Here is a 13,144-nt window from a genome sequence, read left to right as displayed (position 1 = left end):
GTCACTCGGCGGCCGGGCGGGTCCGCTTCGTGGCCTTCGGCAGCTTCGCCGACGGGGTGGCCGGCTTGCCGGCGGCGGCCCGGGTGGCGGTCGCCTTGGTGGCCCGGGTCCGCTTCACGGCGGCCGGCTTGGCGGCCACCGCCTCGGCGACCTCGGCCGGGCTCGGCACCTCGGTCTTCGGGGCCCCGGTCGTCCCGGTCTTCGGGGCCACCATCGACACGGCGGCCGGCGCGGTCTCGGCGGTCGCCTCGATGTCGGCGTTCACCGTGTCGGCGGCCTCCAGCACACCGGCGCCGACGACCCGCTCGCCCCGGGCGACCAGCTCGGCGTACGCGGCCAGGGCGCGCTCCTGCGCGGCGTACGCGCCGGACACCACGGCGGCGGCGTTACGCGTGGCGGCCTCACGGAGCTTGTCCAACTGAGCAGCCTCGCGCAGCTTGTCCAGCTGAGCAGCCTCGCGGAGCTTGGCCAACTGGGCAGCCTCGCGGAGCTGGTCGAGGTCGGTGGAGCGCAGCCCGGTGGCGGTCAGGTTGGCCGTCTTCAGCGTCTCGGCGGCCTTCTGGCGCAGCTCGTAGCCGGTGCCGACGGCCTTGCCGCCGAGGTCGGCCACGACCCGCGTGCCCAGGCCGCTGACCACGGTGGGCAGCTTGCGGAGCTGCTCCAGGGCCAGCTCACCGGCGCCGGCGGCGGCGTAGAGGGGGGCGGGGATGCGGCTGGTCTTCGGCTGGGTCATGACTGCTCCTCTTCGGCCGCACCGGCGGCCTTCCGGGCCGCCCGGCGGGCGGTCGTGCGTTCACGGGCGGCGGTGGTCGGCGCGGGCGCGGGGCCCGCCTCGGTGACGGCTACCGATTCGAGGACGGCCTCGGTCGGGGTGCCGTCGGGTGTCACGGGGCCGGTCGCGGCCGGCGCGACGGTGGCCGGGGCCTCGGGCGCGGCGGCCGGCTCGGCGGGTTCGGCACCCTCCGCCGGCTCGGGCGCGGCAGCCGTCGGCTCGGTGGGCTCCACCGGTCCGGCCGTGCCGGTCGCCTCGGCCAGGCGCGCGTTCTCCCGGCGGAACGTCTCGTAGATCTGGGTGAGCGACTGCTTCTGGGCCATGGTCAGCTCGGCGTCGACCGCGATGGCCGCGAGCACGCCCTGCCCCTCCTTGTCGTCCAGCAGTCCGGCCCGCAGGTACATGGCCGGGGTGGAGACGCGTAGCGCGCTGGCGAGCTGCTGGAGCACCTCGGCGCTCGGCTTGCGCAGCCCGCGCTCGATCTGGCTCAGGTACGGGTTGCTGACGCCGGCCTGCTCGGCGAGCTGACGCAGTGAGATCTTCGCGTTGCGCCGCAGGTCGCGAATGAACCCGCCGACATCGGGAAGGTCCTTGCTGGTGGCCATGCCTCAACGCTAGCGCGCGCCGCTAGCTACTGCAAGCAAAGTGCTAGCCAGAGTTAGCGACGTCACCCGAAGTCGGTTGCGGGGTCGGCGTCCGCCTCCGTACCGTTCCGTCGTGACGAAGATCGAGATCAACGGCGCGGCGCTCGCCTACGACGAAGCGGGCAGCGGCAGCGCCGTGGTGCTGCTCCACGCCGGCATCGCGGACCGGCGGATGTGGCGCGACCAGGTGCCGGCGCTCGCCGCCCGGCACCGGGTGATCGTCCCGGACCTGCGCGGCTACGGCGAGTCGGAGCTGCCGCCCGAGCCGTTCGCCCACCACGACGACGTGGTCGGGCTGCTCGACGCGTTGGGCGTCGAGCAGGCCGCGCTGGTGGGCTGCTCGTTCGGCGGCCGGGTCGCGGTGGACACCGCGCTGGCCCACCCGGATCGGGTGAGCGCGCTGGCGCTGTTCGGCGCCCCGCTCTCCGGCCACGAGTGGTCCGAGGAGACCGAACAGCTCTGGGAGAACCTGGTCGGCGATGTGGACCCGGAGGACTTCGGGGCCACCGCCGCCGGCGAGGTGCGGTTCTGGGTGGTCGGCCCGAGCCGGCAGCCGGCCGACGTCGACCCCGAGCTGATCCGGTTCGCCGAGGAGATGGACCGCCGGGCGCTCGCCGCCGAGCAGGCGCTCAGCGCGATCGAGGTGGGCGAGCTGGACCCGCCGGCCGTCGACCGCCTGGGCGAGCTGCGGATGCCGGTGCTGGCCGCGGCCGGCGCCGACGACATCCCCGACATCCGCCGACTGGCCGACCGCATCGCCGCCGAGGCCCCCCACGGGGTACGCCTCCCCGACATCCCGCACGCCGCCCACCTGTTCCCCCTGGAGCACCCCACCGAGGTCAACACCGCCCTCCTCGCCTTCCTCCCCTGACCGGACCCCGCGATCTTGCAGTTACTGCCCCGACGAATCGGGCGCAGCGGGCGAACCGGGGGCGGCAAGTGCAAGATCGCCGGGGTCACCAGAGGGGGCGGACGGCGCCTACCGGGAGGCCGCCGCCCAGCAGGGGCACCTCGGCGTACTCGGTGAGGATGGGGGCGGTCAGGCCCAGCCGGGTCAGGGCGGAGGTCAGGACCGGAATCCTCGGGCGGGCGGCGCCGTCGTCGATCTTGAGGGCGACCGCGCCGACGCCCGGGACCGCCGCCGCGATCACCCCCTCCGCGCCGATCTTGGCGAGCAGACCGGGTACGCCACGCATCAGCCGGGTGTCATCGGCCTGGGTGCCGCCGACCAGTTCCGGGTACGCGCGCATGGCGTCCGCCACGGTCCGCTCCACGGCGCCCGGCTCGGCGGTGACCAGCCGCAGGAAGGCGCGTGCCAGCCCGGTCACCGACACGGCGTGCACGGGTGCGCCGCAGCCGTCCACCCCCACCGCCGCCGCCCGCTCCCCGGTGAACTCCTCGACGGTGGCGGTCAGCCGCTGCTGGAGCGGGTGCTCCGGCCGCCAGTACCCATCCTGCGACCAACCGGCGGCCCGGCAGGTCAACAGCATGCCGGCGTGCTTGCCGGAGCAGTTCATCAGCACCCGGGACGGGCCGCCACCGGCCCGCAGCACCGCCTCCCGGGCGGCCTCACCGAACGGCAGGTCCGGCGGGCAGTGCAGCGCCTCCGGGGTCAGGCCGGCGCCCCGCAGCAGCGCGGTGACGCGTTCGACGTGGAACTCCTCACCGGCGTGGCTCGCGGCGACAAGCGCCACGTCGGCCGGGTCGGTCAGCGCGAGCCCGGCCCGGAGCATGCCGATCGCCTGCATCGGCTTGTTCGACGACCGGGGGAAGATCGGCGAGCCGACGTCGCCGGCGCCAGCGACCGGCGTGCCGGCGGCGTCCAGCACCACCACGGAACCACGGTGGACGCCCTCCACGAACCCGGACCGGACCACCTCGGCGAGCGGCACGCCGCCCTCGTACGTCTTTCCCACAGGGTGGACGGTACCGACGGGACTATCACGGACGGCAGCGGGGTGACCTGGGACGCCGGCCACCCGCGTACAGGTGCGGGTGCTTGTGCGCCGCTTACACGCCGAGCAGCGCGCGGGCCTCGGCGGTGGTCAGCGGCGGGCGCTGGGCGAGTTGGGCGAAGCCGACCGCGCGCGCGACGAGCTGCATGTTGGACTCCACCGGGCGGCCCTTCGCGTAGGTGACCGTGTCCTCCATCCCGACCCGCAGGTGACCGCCGGTGGCGAGCGAGGACAGCATCACCGGGATGGTGCTGCGGCCGATGCCGGTGGCCGCGAACGTGGTGCCGTCAGGCAGGTCCCGGAGCATCTGCTGGGCGGCGACGAGGGTGGCGGTGGTGCCCGGCATGCCGCCCGGCACGCCCATCACGAAGTCGACGTGGACGTGCCCGCCGTGCGGCAGGCCGTACTTGCCGAGCAGCCGCTGCAACGCGGTGAGGTGGCCCAGGTCGAAGATCTCGTACTCGGGGACGACGCCGCGCTCCTGCATCCGGGTGTGCAGGTCGACGATGAACTCCCAGCGGTTGAGGAACACGTCGTCACCGAAGTTGACCGTGCCCATGGTGCAGGAGGCCATGTCCGGCCCGGCGTCGAGCACCGCGAGCCGGTGCGCCTCCGGGTCGGTCACCGCGCCGCCGGAGGAGAGCTGCACGATCAGGTCGGTGCTCTCCCGCAGCGCCGACACGGTCTCCCGCAGCCGGCCCGGGTCGAGCGTGGGCCGCGCCTCGTCGTCCCGGATGTGCACGTGGATCACGGCCGCGCCGAGCGCCTCGCACTCCTTGGCGGTCAGCAGCAGTTCGTCGAGCGTCACCGGCAGCGCCGGCACCTCCGCCTTGGCCGACTCCGCACCGGTGGGGGCAACCGTGATCAACGTCCCTGTCGTCATGCCCCGGATCCTAGACCGGCCTCCGGCACCGGGTCGACCGCAGGATTTCCGGTGCGACCGGCGTCAAGAAGGGAACCTTTCTCTACCGGAGGCGTTAATAAGGGGCCCTTCCTTACACGTCGATGGCGGCGGCGGTGTCGCCCACCATCAGGCGGGCGTCGTCGGGGGTGTTGCGCTTGAGCACGGCGAGCGCGATCTGCCCCAGCTCGTAGTGGTGCACGGCGGTGCCGACGAAGCCGACCGTGCGGCCGTCAAGCGTGACCGGCGTACCGGCGGGCGGCGGCTGGTCGGTGGTCACGCCGTCCAGGTGCAGCAACGCGAGCCGGCGCGGCGGCTTGCCCAGGTTGTGCACCCGGGCCACCGTCTCCTGCCCCCGGTAACAGCCCTTGTCCAGGTGCACGGCCGGGGCGATCAGGTCCACCTCGGCGGGAATGGTGCGGTGGTCGGTGTCCACTCCGACCCGGACCCGCCGGGCGGCCACCCGGATCGCCTCGTACGCCCACAGCCCGGCCACCGGCACGCCCGCGCCGCGCAGCGCGGTCACCACCTCGGCCATGGCCGGACGGGGCACCAGCAGGTCGACGCCGAGCGCCACCCGCCGGGCCCAGCCGCCGGACGGCAGCGGCTTGACGTCGTACACCACGGAGGGCCGCGCGGGCAGCTCGCCGGAACGGAACTTCGGACCCGGCACCCCGACCAGGTCGGGTGCGGCCAGGCCGGTGACGCCGAGCGTGCCGAGCGCGTCGACCGCCTCCGGCCCGACCAGCGAGAGCACCGCGTGGTCGGCGGTCGCGTCGCGCGGGTCGACCTTGCTGAAGAAGCGCATCTTCTCCAGGTACGACAAAAGCCCGCCGGTCATCCCCGGCTCGGTGTCCAGCCAGGTGGTCTCGCCGTCCTCGGCGACCAGCGCGTGCTGCTCGACGTGCCCGTTCGGGGAGAGCACCAGCAGCTCGGTGCCCTGCCCGGGCGTCAGCGCGGCCAGGTGCTGGCTGGTCAGCGTGTGCAGCCAGCCGATCCGCTCCTCGCCGGGCACCGCGACGACGCCCCGGTGCGAGCGGTCGACCAGGCCGACGCCGGTGGCGAGGACGCGCTGTTCGCGCATCGGGTCGCCGTAGTGCGCGGCCACCGGCGCGACGCCGGCCGCCCGGTGGGCCGGCTCGGGCTGGTCCCGGGTCTCCTCGTCGATGGCGTCGGCGGCCACCGCGCCCGCGATGTCGATCATTTGCGTTCCCCGTCCTGTGCGCACCGGCCGCAGACCCCGAAGAGCGCCACGTGCCCGATGTCGACCTGAAATCCGCGCTGCCCGGCGAGCTGGTCGGCGAGCGGCCCGAGCATCTCCGGGGAGATCTCGTCGATCGCCCCGCACTCCCGGCACACCAGATGCACGTGCTGGTGCTCGCCGGCCGCGTGGTAGGTCGGCGAGCCGTGCGACAGGTGGGTGTGGGTCACCAGGCCGAGCCGTTCCAGCAGCTCCAGCGTGCGGTAGATGGTGGTGATGTTGACCCCGGCCGCCACCTCGCGGACCGCCGTGTGCACCTGCTCCGGGGTGGCGTGCCCCAGATCCAGGACGGCCCGGAGGACCAGCTGCCGCTGCGCCGTGAGCCGCAGCCCGCGCGAGCGGAGCAGTTCCGCGAGGGAGGATTCCGACACCCTCCGATCATAGTTCGGCCGCCGCGCCGGTCCCGGTCGCCGCCGGGGTACGCCGCTACGCTGCGCCGGTGGAGGGTGCTCGGCGGCAGCATGGCCGGCCTGATCGCCACCCGGGTGCTGAGCGAGGCGCGACCCGGGTGGCGGTGCCCGGCCGAGGGCTGGTCCCGGCCGGCGAGCCGGTGTTGCGCGGCGACGACCGGGGCGTCCTGCACGGCGACGGCCTGTTCGAGACGCTGCACCTGCGCGCCGGCCGGCCCTGGCTGCGCGACGCCCACCTGGCCCGGCTGCGGGCCGGCGCGGCGGCGATCGACCTACCGTTGCCGCCGGTCGAGGCGCTGGTGGAGCTGCTGGACGCGGTGCGGGTCGGCTGGCCGGCGGAGACCGAGGGCGCGTTGCGGCTGGTCTGCACGCGCGGGCCGGAGGACGACGGCCCGCCCACGGCGTACGCCACGCTCGGCGAGGTGCCGGCGGCGGTTCGGCGGGCCCGGCGGGACGGGGTGACGGTGGCCACCCTGCCGCTCGGCGTGGCCGCCCGGTCCCGCCCCGAGCTGGGCTGGCTGCCGGCCGGTGTGAAGTCCATCTCGTACGCGACGAGCACCGCGGCCCGACGGTGGGCGCGGCGCGCCGGCGTGGACGACGTGCTCTGGGTCTCGACGGACGGCTACGTGCTGGAGGCGCCCACCGCGAACGTGGTGTGGCTGACCGCCGGCACGCTGCTGACCGTGCCGGCGGCGGCGACCGGCGTGCTGCCCGGCGTGACCGCCCACCACCTGCTGGCAAGGGCCCCCGAGCTGGGCCTGACCGCGGCCGAGCACCTGCCCACCGTCGCCGACCTGTACAACGCCGAGGCGATCTGGCTGACCAGCTCCCTACGCGGCCCCACCGAGGTCAGGTCCCTGGACGGAACCCCCCGCCCCCGCTCTCCCCTGACTCCCCACCTGCAATCCCTCCTGGGCTTCCCCCACCCGCCCTTCCGGCGTTGATCAAGGAGTTTGCGTCGGAGTTGATCTCCCTGTTGACGCAAACCTCTTGATCAACGCCCCGGGAAAGGGGGTCAGCCGGCTACTCGGGTCAGGCGGGCGGAGAGGTGGGGGGTCAGGGGGTGGCCCACGGCGGCCATCTCCTGCGCGTAGAGCAGGGCGCCCTCCACGATGCCGAACAGGCGGGCCCCGGCGGTGACCTCCTTCGCGGTGGCCGTGCGGACCACCGCGTCGCTCGCGAACTCGATCTGGGTGCCCTTGCGCTTGCCGATGTGCAGCTCCATCACACCGGTCGGCACGCTCATCAGCGCCTCGATCTCGTCGGTGACCCGCTCGCCGTCCAGCACCGGACGCCACCAGCCCACCTCGCGACCGGCCGGGCGGACCGGGCGGCTCTCCTCGTCCAGGATCCACGCCCGGGACTCGTAGAACAGGAACGGCCGGCCGTCGTGGCTGATCCGGATCTCCTGCGCGTAGTCGAAGTCCTCGATCGTCGGGAACCCGCCCCGGCCCCGGCCGCGCCACACCCCGATGTACGGCAGCAGCCCGTCCAGGCTCGGGTGCAGCTTGGGACCGACGCGCAGGTCGTGGCTCTCCTCGTACGGGTACTCCTCGACCGGCGGCGCGTTCAGCCACGGCGGCTGGAGCGGATTCTCACTCACGGTTTCACCACTTACCTCTTGCTATCCGGACTGCGACGTAGACCAGACCGCCGGCGAGCGCGCCCAGACCGGCGACCAGCAGGCTGACGAACCCGATCTCGGTAACCATCCGGGCCATCCTATGCTGGGCGGCATGACGCGCACTCTCGTCGTCAAGGCCACCGCCGGCGCGGACGCCCCGGAGCGGTGCGCCCAGGCGTTCACCGTCGCCGCCACCGCGGCCGCGGCCGGGGTCGACGTGTCGCTCTGGCTGACCGGTGAGTCGACCTGGTTCGCGCTGCCCGGGCGGGCAGAGTCGTTCGAGCTGCCGCACTCGGCGCCGCTGGGCGAACTGCTGCACGTGGTGCTGGCCACCGGCCGGGTGACCGCCTGCACCCAGTGCGCGGCCCGGCGGGACATCGGCCCGGACGACGTGATCCCGGGCGTACGCATCGCGGGAGCGGCGGTCTTCGTCGAGGAGGCCGTCGCCGTCGGCGCGCAGGCCCTGGTCTACTGACCGCGCGCGGGGTCGTCCATTCTGACCGGTGCGCCGATCCTGACCCGATATGCCGGGACCCCGCCTACCATTCGGATGTGAGTGAGGCGATCGAACGGTTCTTCGCGTCGTTGCCGGCGCGCGCCCCCGCCGTGCTGCGCAGCCCGATCGGCGGCACGCTCCGGATCGACCTGGCCGACGGCAACCGCACCGAACACTGGTACGTGACGCTGGCGCCCGGGTCGGCCCGGGTGAGCCGGCAGGAGGAACCCCGCCCGCCCGACGCCGTGCTGACTGTCAGCACCGAACTCTTTGAGCGGCTGATCACCGGCCGGGAGGCCGGGATGGCGACGGTGCTGCGCAACGAGGCCACGTTCGGCGGGCACGTCGTGCTGTTCCTGGCGCTCCGACGCTTCCTGCCCGACCCGCCCGGCGTACGGGACCCGAGGGAGACCGCCCGCGAGCACGCCCGGCGGTCGGCGTGAAGGAACGGATCAGCATCCTCGACGGCAACACGTTCCTGGTCAGCGACCGGCGCGGCAACATCGAGCCGTCGTACGACTTTCCCACCGGGTTGTTCTCCTTCGACACCCGGTTCCTCTCCACCTGGATCCTCTCCCTGGACGGCCAACTGCTGCACGCGCTCTCCATCGACGACGCGCTGTCGTACAAGACGCGGTTCTTCATGGTCCCCGGCGAGCCGACGCACTACCTGGACGCCGACGTCTCGGTGATCCGCAGCCGCTCGATCGGCGGCAGCTTCGACGAGGAACTGACCCTGCTCAACCACTCCGGGCAGGAGAAGGAGTTCCGCCTCCGGCTCGACATCGCCTCCGACTTCGCCGACCTGTTCGAGATCAAGCACCAGCGGGAGAAGAAGGGCCGCACCACGCCCACCGTGGAGGAGGACGGGCTGCGGCTCACCTACCGGCGGCAGGGGTTCCACCGGGAGGCGAGGATCAGCAGCACCGCCCCGGCCGAGGTGGACCGGGGCGGGATGACGTTCCGCATCCGCATCGGGCCACACGGCGAGTGGACCACCCGACTGCACGTCGCCACCATGATCTACGGGGCCCGGGGCGAGGACATCCGGGCCACGCTGCCGCTGGGCGGCCACCGCTCGGTGGCGGCCATCGAGGCCGATCACCACGAGCTGATCGAGCGCGCGCCGACGCTGGGCTGCGACTGCGAGCCGCTGGCGGGCGCGTACCGGCGCAGCCTCGCCGACCTGGCCGCACTCCGGTACGAGTCGATCACGCTCGGCGTCCGGCTGGTCGCCGCCGGCCTGCCCTGGTTCATGACGCTGTTCGGCCGGGACAGCATCTTCACCTCGCTCCAGATCCTGCCGTTCCTTCCCGAGCTGATCCAGCCGACCATCCTCATGCTGGCCGGGCTCCAGGGCAGCCGGATCGACGACTTCCGCGACGAGGAACCCGGCAAGATCCTGCACGAGCTGCGCTACGGGGAGACCGCCGGTTTCGAGGAGCAGCCGCACTCGCCGTACTACGGCTCGGCCGACACCACCGCGCTCTTCGTGATCCTGCTCGACGAGTACGAGCGGTGGACCGGGGACGAGAAGCTGGCGCGGCAACTGGAGTACGAGACGCGGGCGGCGCTGGACTGGCTCGACACGTACGGAGACCTGCTCGGCACCGGTTACGTCTGGTACATGTCCCGCAACCCGGAGAGCGGGCTGCCGAACCAGTGCTGGAAGGACTCCCCGGACGGCATCTCCTACTCCGACGGCCGGCTGCCGGAGTTCCCGCGCGCCACCTGCGAACTACAGGGATACGCGTACGACGCCAAGCTGCGCGGCGCCCGGATGGCCCGCGAGTTGTGGGGCGACCCGGCGTACGCGGAGCGGCTGGAACGCGAGGCGGCGGCGCTGAAGGAACGGTTCAACCGCGACTTCTGGGTCCCGGAGCGGGAGTACTACGCGCTGGCGCTGGACCCGCAGGGGCGGCACGTGGACGCGCTCACCTCGAACATCGGCCACCTGTTGTGGAGCGGCATCGTCGACGAGTCCCGGGCGCCGGCGGTCGCCGCCCACCTGCTCGGCCCGCGCCTCTTCTCCGGCTGGGGCGTGCGCACGCTCGCCGACGACCAGGGCCGGTACAACCCGATCGGCTACCACGTCGGCACGGTGTGGCCGTTCGACAACTCGATCATCGCGTGGGGCCTGTGGAAGTACGGCTTCCGCGAGGAGGCCGGCCGGATCTGCGAGGCGATGCTGGACGCGTCCCGGTACTTCGACGGGCGACTGCCCGAGGCGTTCGCCGGCTACGAGCGCGGCCTCACCGACTACCCGGTGGAGTACCCGACCGCGTGCAGCCCGCAGGCCTGGTCCGCCGGCACGCCGCTGCTGCTGCTGCGCGTCATGCTCGGGCTGGAGCCGCAGGGCGAACACCTGATCATCGACCCGGCCGTGCCGCCGGGGATGGGCCGGGTGGAGCTGCTCGACATCCCGGGCCGGTGGGGCCTGGTGGACGCGCTGGGCCGCAGCCGCACCCAGGACGACGAGAACCGGGGGCACTGACCGGCCGGATCAGGCTCGGCAGGGGCTGGTGACCGCCACCCGGACCCGCCCGTCGACACGCTCGGCCAGCACCGCCGGGTCACCCGGGCGGGCGTACCGGTCGGCGGAGTCCACCACCGGCGCGGCGCCGGCGCCGAACGCGGCGGCCAGCGGCTGGTCGGCCGCCACGGCGGCCTCGCCCCGGGCGGTCCGGGCCGTCCCACCACCCCGGCACGGCGCGGCCAGCACCTGGACCGCCCCGGTCGGGCCGCCCCAGCGGCCCAGCGCGCGGGTCAGCGCGGCCGACTCGGCGGCGGCGTCGACGGCCGGCGCCCGGTAGCCGTCACCGACCGGACGGCAGCCGGTGTCGGCGGTCAGCAACACCCGACCGGGCCCGCCGGAGCGGCCCTCGACCGCCACGAAGTCGCCGGCGTCGGCGCGTAGCAACGGCTCACCGTCGAACGTCGAGACGCCCGCCCGCCACTCCGGCGGCAGGCGGTCGGCCACCCCGCGCAGCAGGTCGCGGACGTCACCGTCGGCGGTCGCCACCTCGATGCCGCGTTCCAGCGACGCGCCGGCGTCGATCGGCGTCACCCGGCAGCCCCGCTCCAGCCGGTCCGGCAGGAGCGCCGGCACCCCGGCCGACCCGATCGCGGCGGTCAACTCCCCGATCGCCCGATCCACCACCGGACCGGCCTGACTCAGCGAACGCTGCTCCTTGACGGTGGGCGGGTCGGTGCGCACCGACCACCAGGTCAGCCCCGCGAGCAGCACGGCCCAGACCACGGTGGCGACCAGCAGCCAGCGTTGCCGTCGCCGGCCGGACGGCCGGTCGGGGGCCTGCTGGTCGGGTCGGGACGGCGGGGCGTACCCCGGCTGGACGGCACCGCTCACCGGGCCATGGTGTCACGCCCCCACGACCCGCCGACCGTGACCGGTCACCCCGACGTTCAGATCTTGGATCGAAACGGCCCCACCGGGGCACTTTCGGCCCCGGCACGGCTCGGGCCGGTCACCCCTGGGCGGGGCGACCGGCCCGAGCCGATGCGCGTGGTGCGGAGTGGTCAAGCGGGGCCCCCGCCTATACCGGAGGCGTTAACAGGGGGCCCCTCCTTACGCCTTCACGGTGACGGTGACCTCGTTGATGCCGCGGGCCGCCGTCACGGCCGTGTCGCCGTTGCCGTGCCGGGAGAGCGCCCGCAGCGTCCACGAGCCCGGCGCGGCGAAGAACCGGAACTGACCGGCCGGGGACGTCACCACCTCGGCGGTGAACTCGCCTGTCGAGTCGAGCAGCCGGACGTACGCGCCCGGCACCGCCTCGCCGGACTCGGCCAGCACCTGCCCGGTGATGACGGTTTCCTTCTCCAGGTCGAGGCTGGCCGGAAGCGGGGCGGCCTGGTCCGGCGCGGCGCAACCGGCAGCGGTGGAAGCGGTCGGAGCGGTCATGTCAGGCCTCCCCGGGCTCGTCGCCGAGCGCCACCGGCACGCCGACCAGCGAGCCGTACTCGGTCCAGGATCCGTCGTAGTTCTTCACGTTGCGGTGCCCGAGCAGCTCCTGGAGCACGAACCAGGTGTGCGAGGAGCGCTCGCCGATCCGGCAGTAGGCGATGGTCTCCCGGCCGTCGTCCAGCCCGGCGTCGGCGTAGATCTTGCGCAGCTCGTCGTCGGACTTGAACGTGCCGTCCTCGTTGGCCGCCTTGGACCACGGCACGCTGATCGCGGTCGGCACGTGGCCGGCGCGCTGCGCCTGCTCCTGCGGCAGGTGGGCCGGGGCGAGCAGCCGCCCGGCGTACTCGTCGGGGCTGCGCACGTCGACCAGGTTCTTGGTGCCGATGGCGTCGACCACCTCGTCGCGGAAGGCACGGATGGAGGTGTCCGGCGCCTGCGCGACGTACTGCGTGGCCCGGCGGGTCACCGCGTCGGTGACCAGCGGACGGGCGTCCAGCTCCCACTTCTTGCGACCGCCGTCGAGCAGCTTGACGTCGCGGTGGCCGTAGAGCTTGAAGTACCAGTACGCGTACGCGGCGAACCAGTTGTTGTTGCCGCCGTAGAGGATGACGGTGTCGTCGTTGGCGATGCCCCGCTCGGAGAGCAGCTTCGCGAACTGCTCCTGGTTGACGAAGTCGCGGCGGACCTGGTCCTGGAGGTCGGTCTTCCAGTCGAGCTTGATGGCGCCGGCGATGTGGCCGGTGTCGTAGGCCGAGGTGTCCTCGTCGACCTCGACGAAGACGACGCCCGGGACGTCGAGATTCTTCTCGGCCCACTCGGCCGAGACGAGTGCGGTGTCGCGACTCATCAGATCACTCCCTGTGAGGATGGGTGGTGAGCCTGCGCGCGGAGATCGAAGCCGGTGGTAGTCGCACCACGCGCGGGACCCTGAGCTAGGAACGGATCACGGGTACGTGCGACGGCGCCGCTGCCGGGCGTTCGGGGGGTGAGAGGAAACCCTTGGTGCCGGTGGCCGCTAGGCGGCCGGAGACAGCCCCGCCGTCAGATGACGGGGCGACACAGGCAGGTGGCCACGCGGCACAGGTCGACCGCGCGCCGTTTGGTGAGGTGGGTCCCCATGGGAAGGCACACTACCAGCCGACCCGGCGTGTGCCACCGG

Annotated in this window: 17 protein-coding genes; 5 read left to right on the top strand and 12 right to left on the bottom strand. The window is 73.5% G+C overall.

The window, feature by feature from the left end; genetic code table 11:
- Position 1 precedes the first annotated feature (1 nt).
- Both AB0B02_RS13380 and AB0B02_RS13375 read right to left on the bottom strand, forming a co-directional pair.
- Positions 2 to 733 (bottom strand): hypothetical protein, encoded by a 732-nt coding sequence (locus AB0B02_RS13380; protein ID WP_357300122.1) that lies wholly within the window; start codon positions 731 to 733, stop codon positions 2 to 4.
- Positions 730 to 1,377 (bottom strand): helix-turn-helix transcriptional regulator, encoded by a 648-nt coding sequence (locus AB0B02_RS13375; RefSeq protein ID WP_357300119.1) that lies wholly within the window; start codon positions 1,375 to 1,377, stop codon positions 730 to 732. The genes AB0B02_RS13380 and AB0B02_RS13375 overlap by 4 nt, the downstream gene beginning before the upstream one ends.
- 112 nt (positions 1,378 to 1,489) lie before the next feature.
- Here AB0B02_RS13375 and AB0B02_RS13370 point away from each other — a divergent pair, with 112 nt between their 5' ends.
- Entirely contained in the window at positions 1,490 to 2,287 is a 798-nt protein-coding gene (locus tag AB0B02_RS13370; protein ID WP_357300116.1) for an alpha/beta hydrolase, read from the top strand.
- Between the two features lie 85 nt (positions 2,288 to 2,372).
- On the opposite strand, the gene AB0B02_RS13365 is transcribed toward AB0B02_RS13370, so the two are convergent.
- The 4 genes from AB0B02_RS13365 to AB0B02_RS13350 all read right to left on the bottom strand — a co-directional run bounded on the left by AB0B02_RS13365 (position 2,373) and on the right by AB0B02_RS13350 (position 5,904).
- Positions 2,373 to 3,332: an asparaginase gene (locus AB0B02_RS13365; RefSeq protein WP_357300113.1), complete on the bottom strand. Its 960-nt coding sequence runs from the start codon at positions 3,330 to 3,332 to the stop codon at positions 2,373 to 2,375.
- 94 nt (positions 3,333 to 3,426) lie between these two features.
- Complete coding sequence (locus tag AB0B02_RS13360; protein ID WP_357300110.1) at positions 3,427 to 4,254, bottom strand: 3-keto-5-aminohexanoate cleavage protein; 828 nt, start codon at positions 4,252 to 4,254, stop codon at positions 3,427 to 3,429.
- A gap of 112 nt (positions 4,255 to 4,366) precedes the next feature.
- Positions 4,367 to 5,476, bottom strand: a complete 1,110-nt coding sequence (locus tag AB0B02_RS13355) for a folate-binding protein (protein ID WP_357300108.1) — start codon at positions 5,474 to 5,476, stop codon at positions 4,367 to 4,369.
- Positions 5,473 to 5,904: a Fur family transcriptional regulator gene (locus AB0B02_RS13350; protein ID WP_357300105.1), complete on the bottom strand. Its 432-nt coding sequence runs from the start codon at positions 5,902 to 5,904 to the stop codon at positions 5,473 to 5,475. Before AB0B02_RS13350 ends, AB0B02_RS13355 begins: the two co-directional genes overlap by 4 nt.
- A gap of 137 nt (positions 5,905 to 6,041) precedes the next feature.
- Between AB0B02_RS13350 and AB0B02_RS13345 the strand changes: the two genes are divergently transcribed.
- Positions 6,042 to 6,887, top strand: a complete 846-nt coding sequence (locus AB0B02_RS13345; protein ID WP_357300102.1) for an aminotransferase class IV — start codon at positions 6,042 to 6,044, stop codon at positions 6,885 to 6,887.
- Positions 6,888 to 6,958: 71 nt separating this feature from the next.
- On the opposite strand, the gene AB0B02_RS13340 is transcribed toward AB0B02_RS13345, so the two are convergent.
- Entirely contained in the window at positions 6,959 to 7,546 is a 588-nt protein-coding gene (locus AB0B02_RS13340; RefSeq protein WP_357300099.1) for an FABP family protein, read from the bottom strand.
- Between the two features lie 4 nt (positions 7,547 to 7,550).
- Entirely contained in the window at positions 7,551 to 7,655 is a 105-nt protein-coding gene (mtfM, locus tag AB0B02_RS13335) for a small membrane protein MtfM (protein ID WP_013288813.1), read from the bottom strand.
- 12 nt (positions 7,656 to 7,667) lie between these two features.
- Here mtfM and AB0B02_RS13330 point away from each other — a divergent pair, with 12 nt between their 5' ends.
- From AB0B02_RS13330 to AB0B02_RS13320, 3 genes are all read left to right on the top strand, one after another.
- Positions 7,668 to 8,042, top strand: coding sequence for a DsrE family protein (locus tag AB0B02_RS13330; RefSeq protein WP_357300095.1), 375 nt, complete (start codon positions 7,668 to 7,670; stop codon positions 8,040 to 8,042).
- Between the two features lie 77 nt (positions 8,043 to 8,119).
- A complete protein-coding gene (locus AB0B02_RS13325; RefSeq protein WP_281938393.1) occupies positions 8,120 to 8,506 on the top strand; it encodes an SCP2 sterol-binding domain-containing protein in 387 nt (128 codons plus the stop codon).
- Positions 8,503 to 10,557: a glycogen debranching N-terminal domain-containing protein gene (locus tag AB0B02_RS13320; protein WP_357300092.1), complete on the top strand. Its 2,055-nt coding sequence runs from the start codon at positions 8,503 to 8,505 to the stop codon at positions 10,555 to 10,557. The genes AB0B02_RS13325 and AB0B02_RS13320 overlap by 4 nt, the downstream gene beginning before the upstream one ends.
- Positions 10,558 to 10,566: 9 nt before the next feature.
- Here the strand turns inward: AB0B02_RS13320 and AB0B02_RS13315 are convergent, their stop codons facing one another.
- The 4 genes from AB0B02_RS13315 to AB0B02_RS13300 form a co-directional block, all read right to left on the bottom strand.
- Positions 10,567 to 11,430: a hypothetical protein gene (locus AB0B02_RS13315; RefSeq protein WP_281938397.1), complete on the bottom strand. Its 864-nt coding sequence runs from the start codon at positions 11,428 to 11,430 to the stop codon at positions 10,567 to 10,569.
- 219 nt (positions 11,431 to 11,649) lie between these two features.
- Positions 11,650 to 11,982, bottom strand: coding sequence for a DUF1416 domain-containing protein (locus AB0B02_RS13310; RefSeq protein ID WP_281938399.1), 333 nt, complete (start codon positions 11,980 to 11,982; stop codon positions 11,650 to 11,652).
- A gap of 1 nt (position 11,983) precedes the next feature.
- Positions 11,984 to 12,832, bottom strand: a complete 849-nt coding sequence (locus AB0B02_RS13305) for a sulfurtransferase (protein ID WP_281938401.1) — start codon at positions 12,830 to 12,832, stop codon at positions 11,984 to 11,986.
- A 194-nt stretch (positions 12,833 to 13,026) separates the two neighbouring features.
- The gene (locus AB0B02_RS13300; RefSeq protein WP_310503780.1) at positions 13,027 to 13,104 is read right to left on the bottom strand and encodes an Ms5788A family Cys-rich leader peptide; all 78 of its coding nucleotides are present in this window, start codon (positions 13,102 to 13,104) and stop codon (positions 13,027 to 13,029) included.
- Positions 13,105 to 13,144: the final 40 nt, after the last annotated feature.

It is taken from the genome of Micromonospora sp. NPDC049240 (genome assembly GCF_040647835.1).
Classification (GTDB): Bacteria; Actinomycetota; Actinomycetes; order Mycobacteriales; family Micromonosporaceae; genus Micromonospora.
Note: the sequence above shows the minus strand (reverse complement) of the source record. Positions and strands in the feature narration are given on the sequence as shown.

Bases quoted from the DNA above. Each gene is read 5' to 3' on its own strand.
- AB0B02_RS13300 (WP_310503780.1), bottom strand. From the start codon at position 13,104: ATGGGGACCCACCTCACCAAACGGCGCGCGGTCGACCTGTGCCGCGTG.
- mtfM (WP_013288813.1), bottom strand. From the start codon at position 7,655: ATGGTTACCGAGATCGGGTTCGTCAGCCTGCTGGTCGCCGGTCTGGGC.
- AB0B02_RS13330 (WP_357300095.1), top strand. From the start codon at position 7,668: ATGCTGGGCGGCATGACGCGCACTCTCGTCGTCAAGGCCACCGCCGGC.
- AB0B02_RS13310 (WP_281938399.1), bottom strand. From the start codon at position 11,982: ATGACCGCTCCGACCGCTTCCACCGCTGCCGGTTGCGCCGCGCCGGAC.
- AB0B02_RS13355 (WP_357300108.1), bottom strand. From the start codon at position 5,476: ATGATCGACATCGCGGGCGCGGTGGCCGCCGACGCCATCGACGAGGAG.
- AB0B02_RS13360 (WP_357300110.1), bottom strand. From the start codon at position 4,254: ATGACGACAGGGACGTTGATCACGGTTGCCCCCACCGGTGCGGAGTCG.
- AB0B02_RS13380 (WP_357300122.1), bottom strand. From the start codon at position 733: ATGACCCAGCCGAAGACCAGCCGCATCCCCGCCCCCCTCTACGCCGCC.
- AB0B02_RS13375 (WP_357300119.1), bottom strand. From the start codon at position 1,377: ATGGCCACCAGCAAGGACCTTCCCGATGTCGGCGGGTTCATTCGCGAC.
- AB0B02_RS13305 (WP_281938401.1), bottom strand. From the start codon at position 12,832: ATGAGTCGCGACACCGCACTCGTCTCGGCCGAGTGGGCCGAGAAGAAT.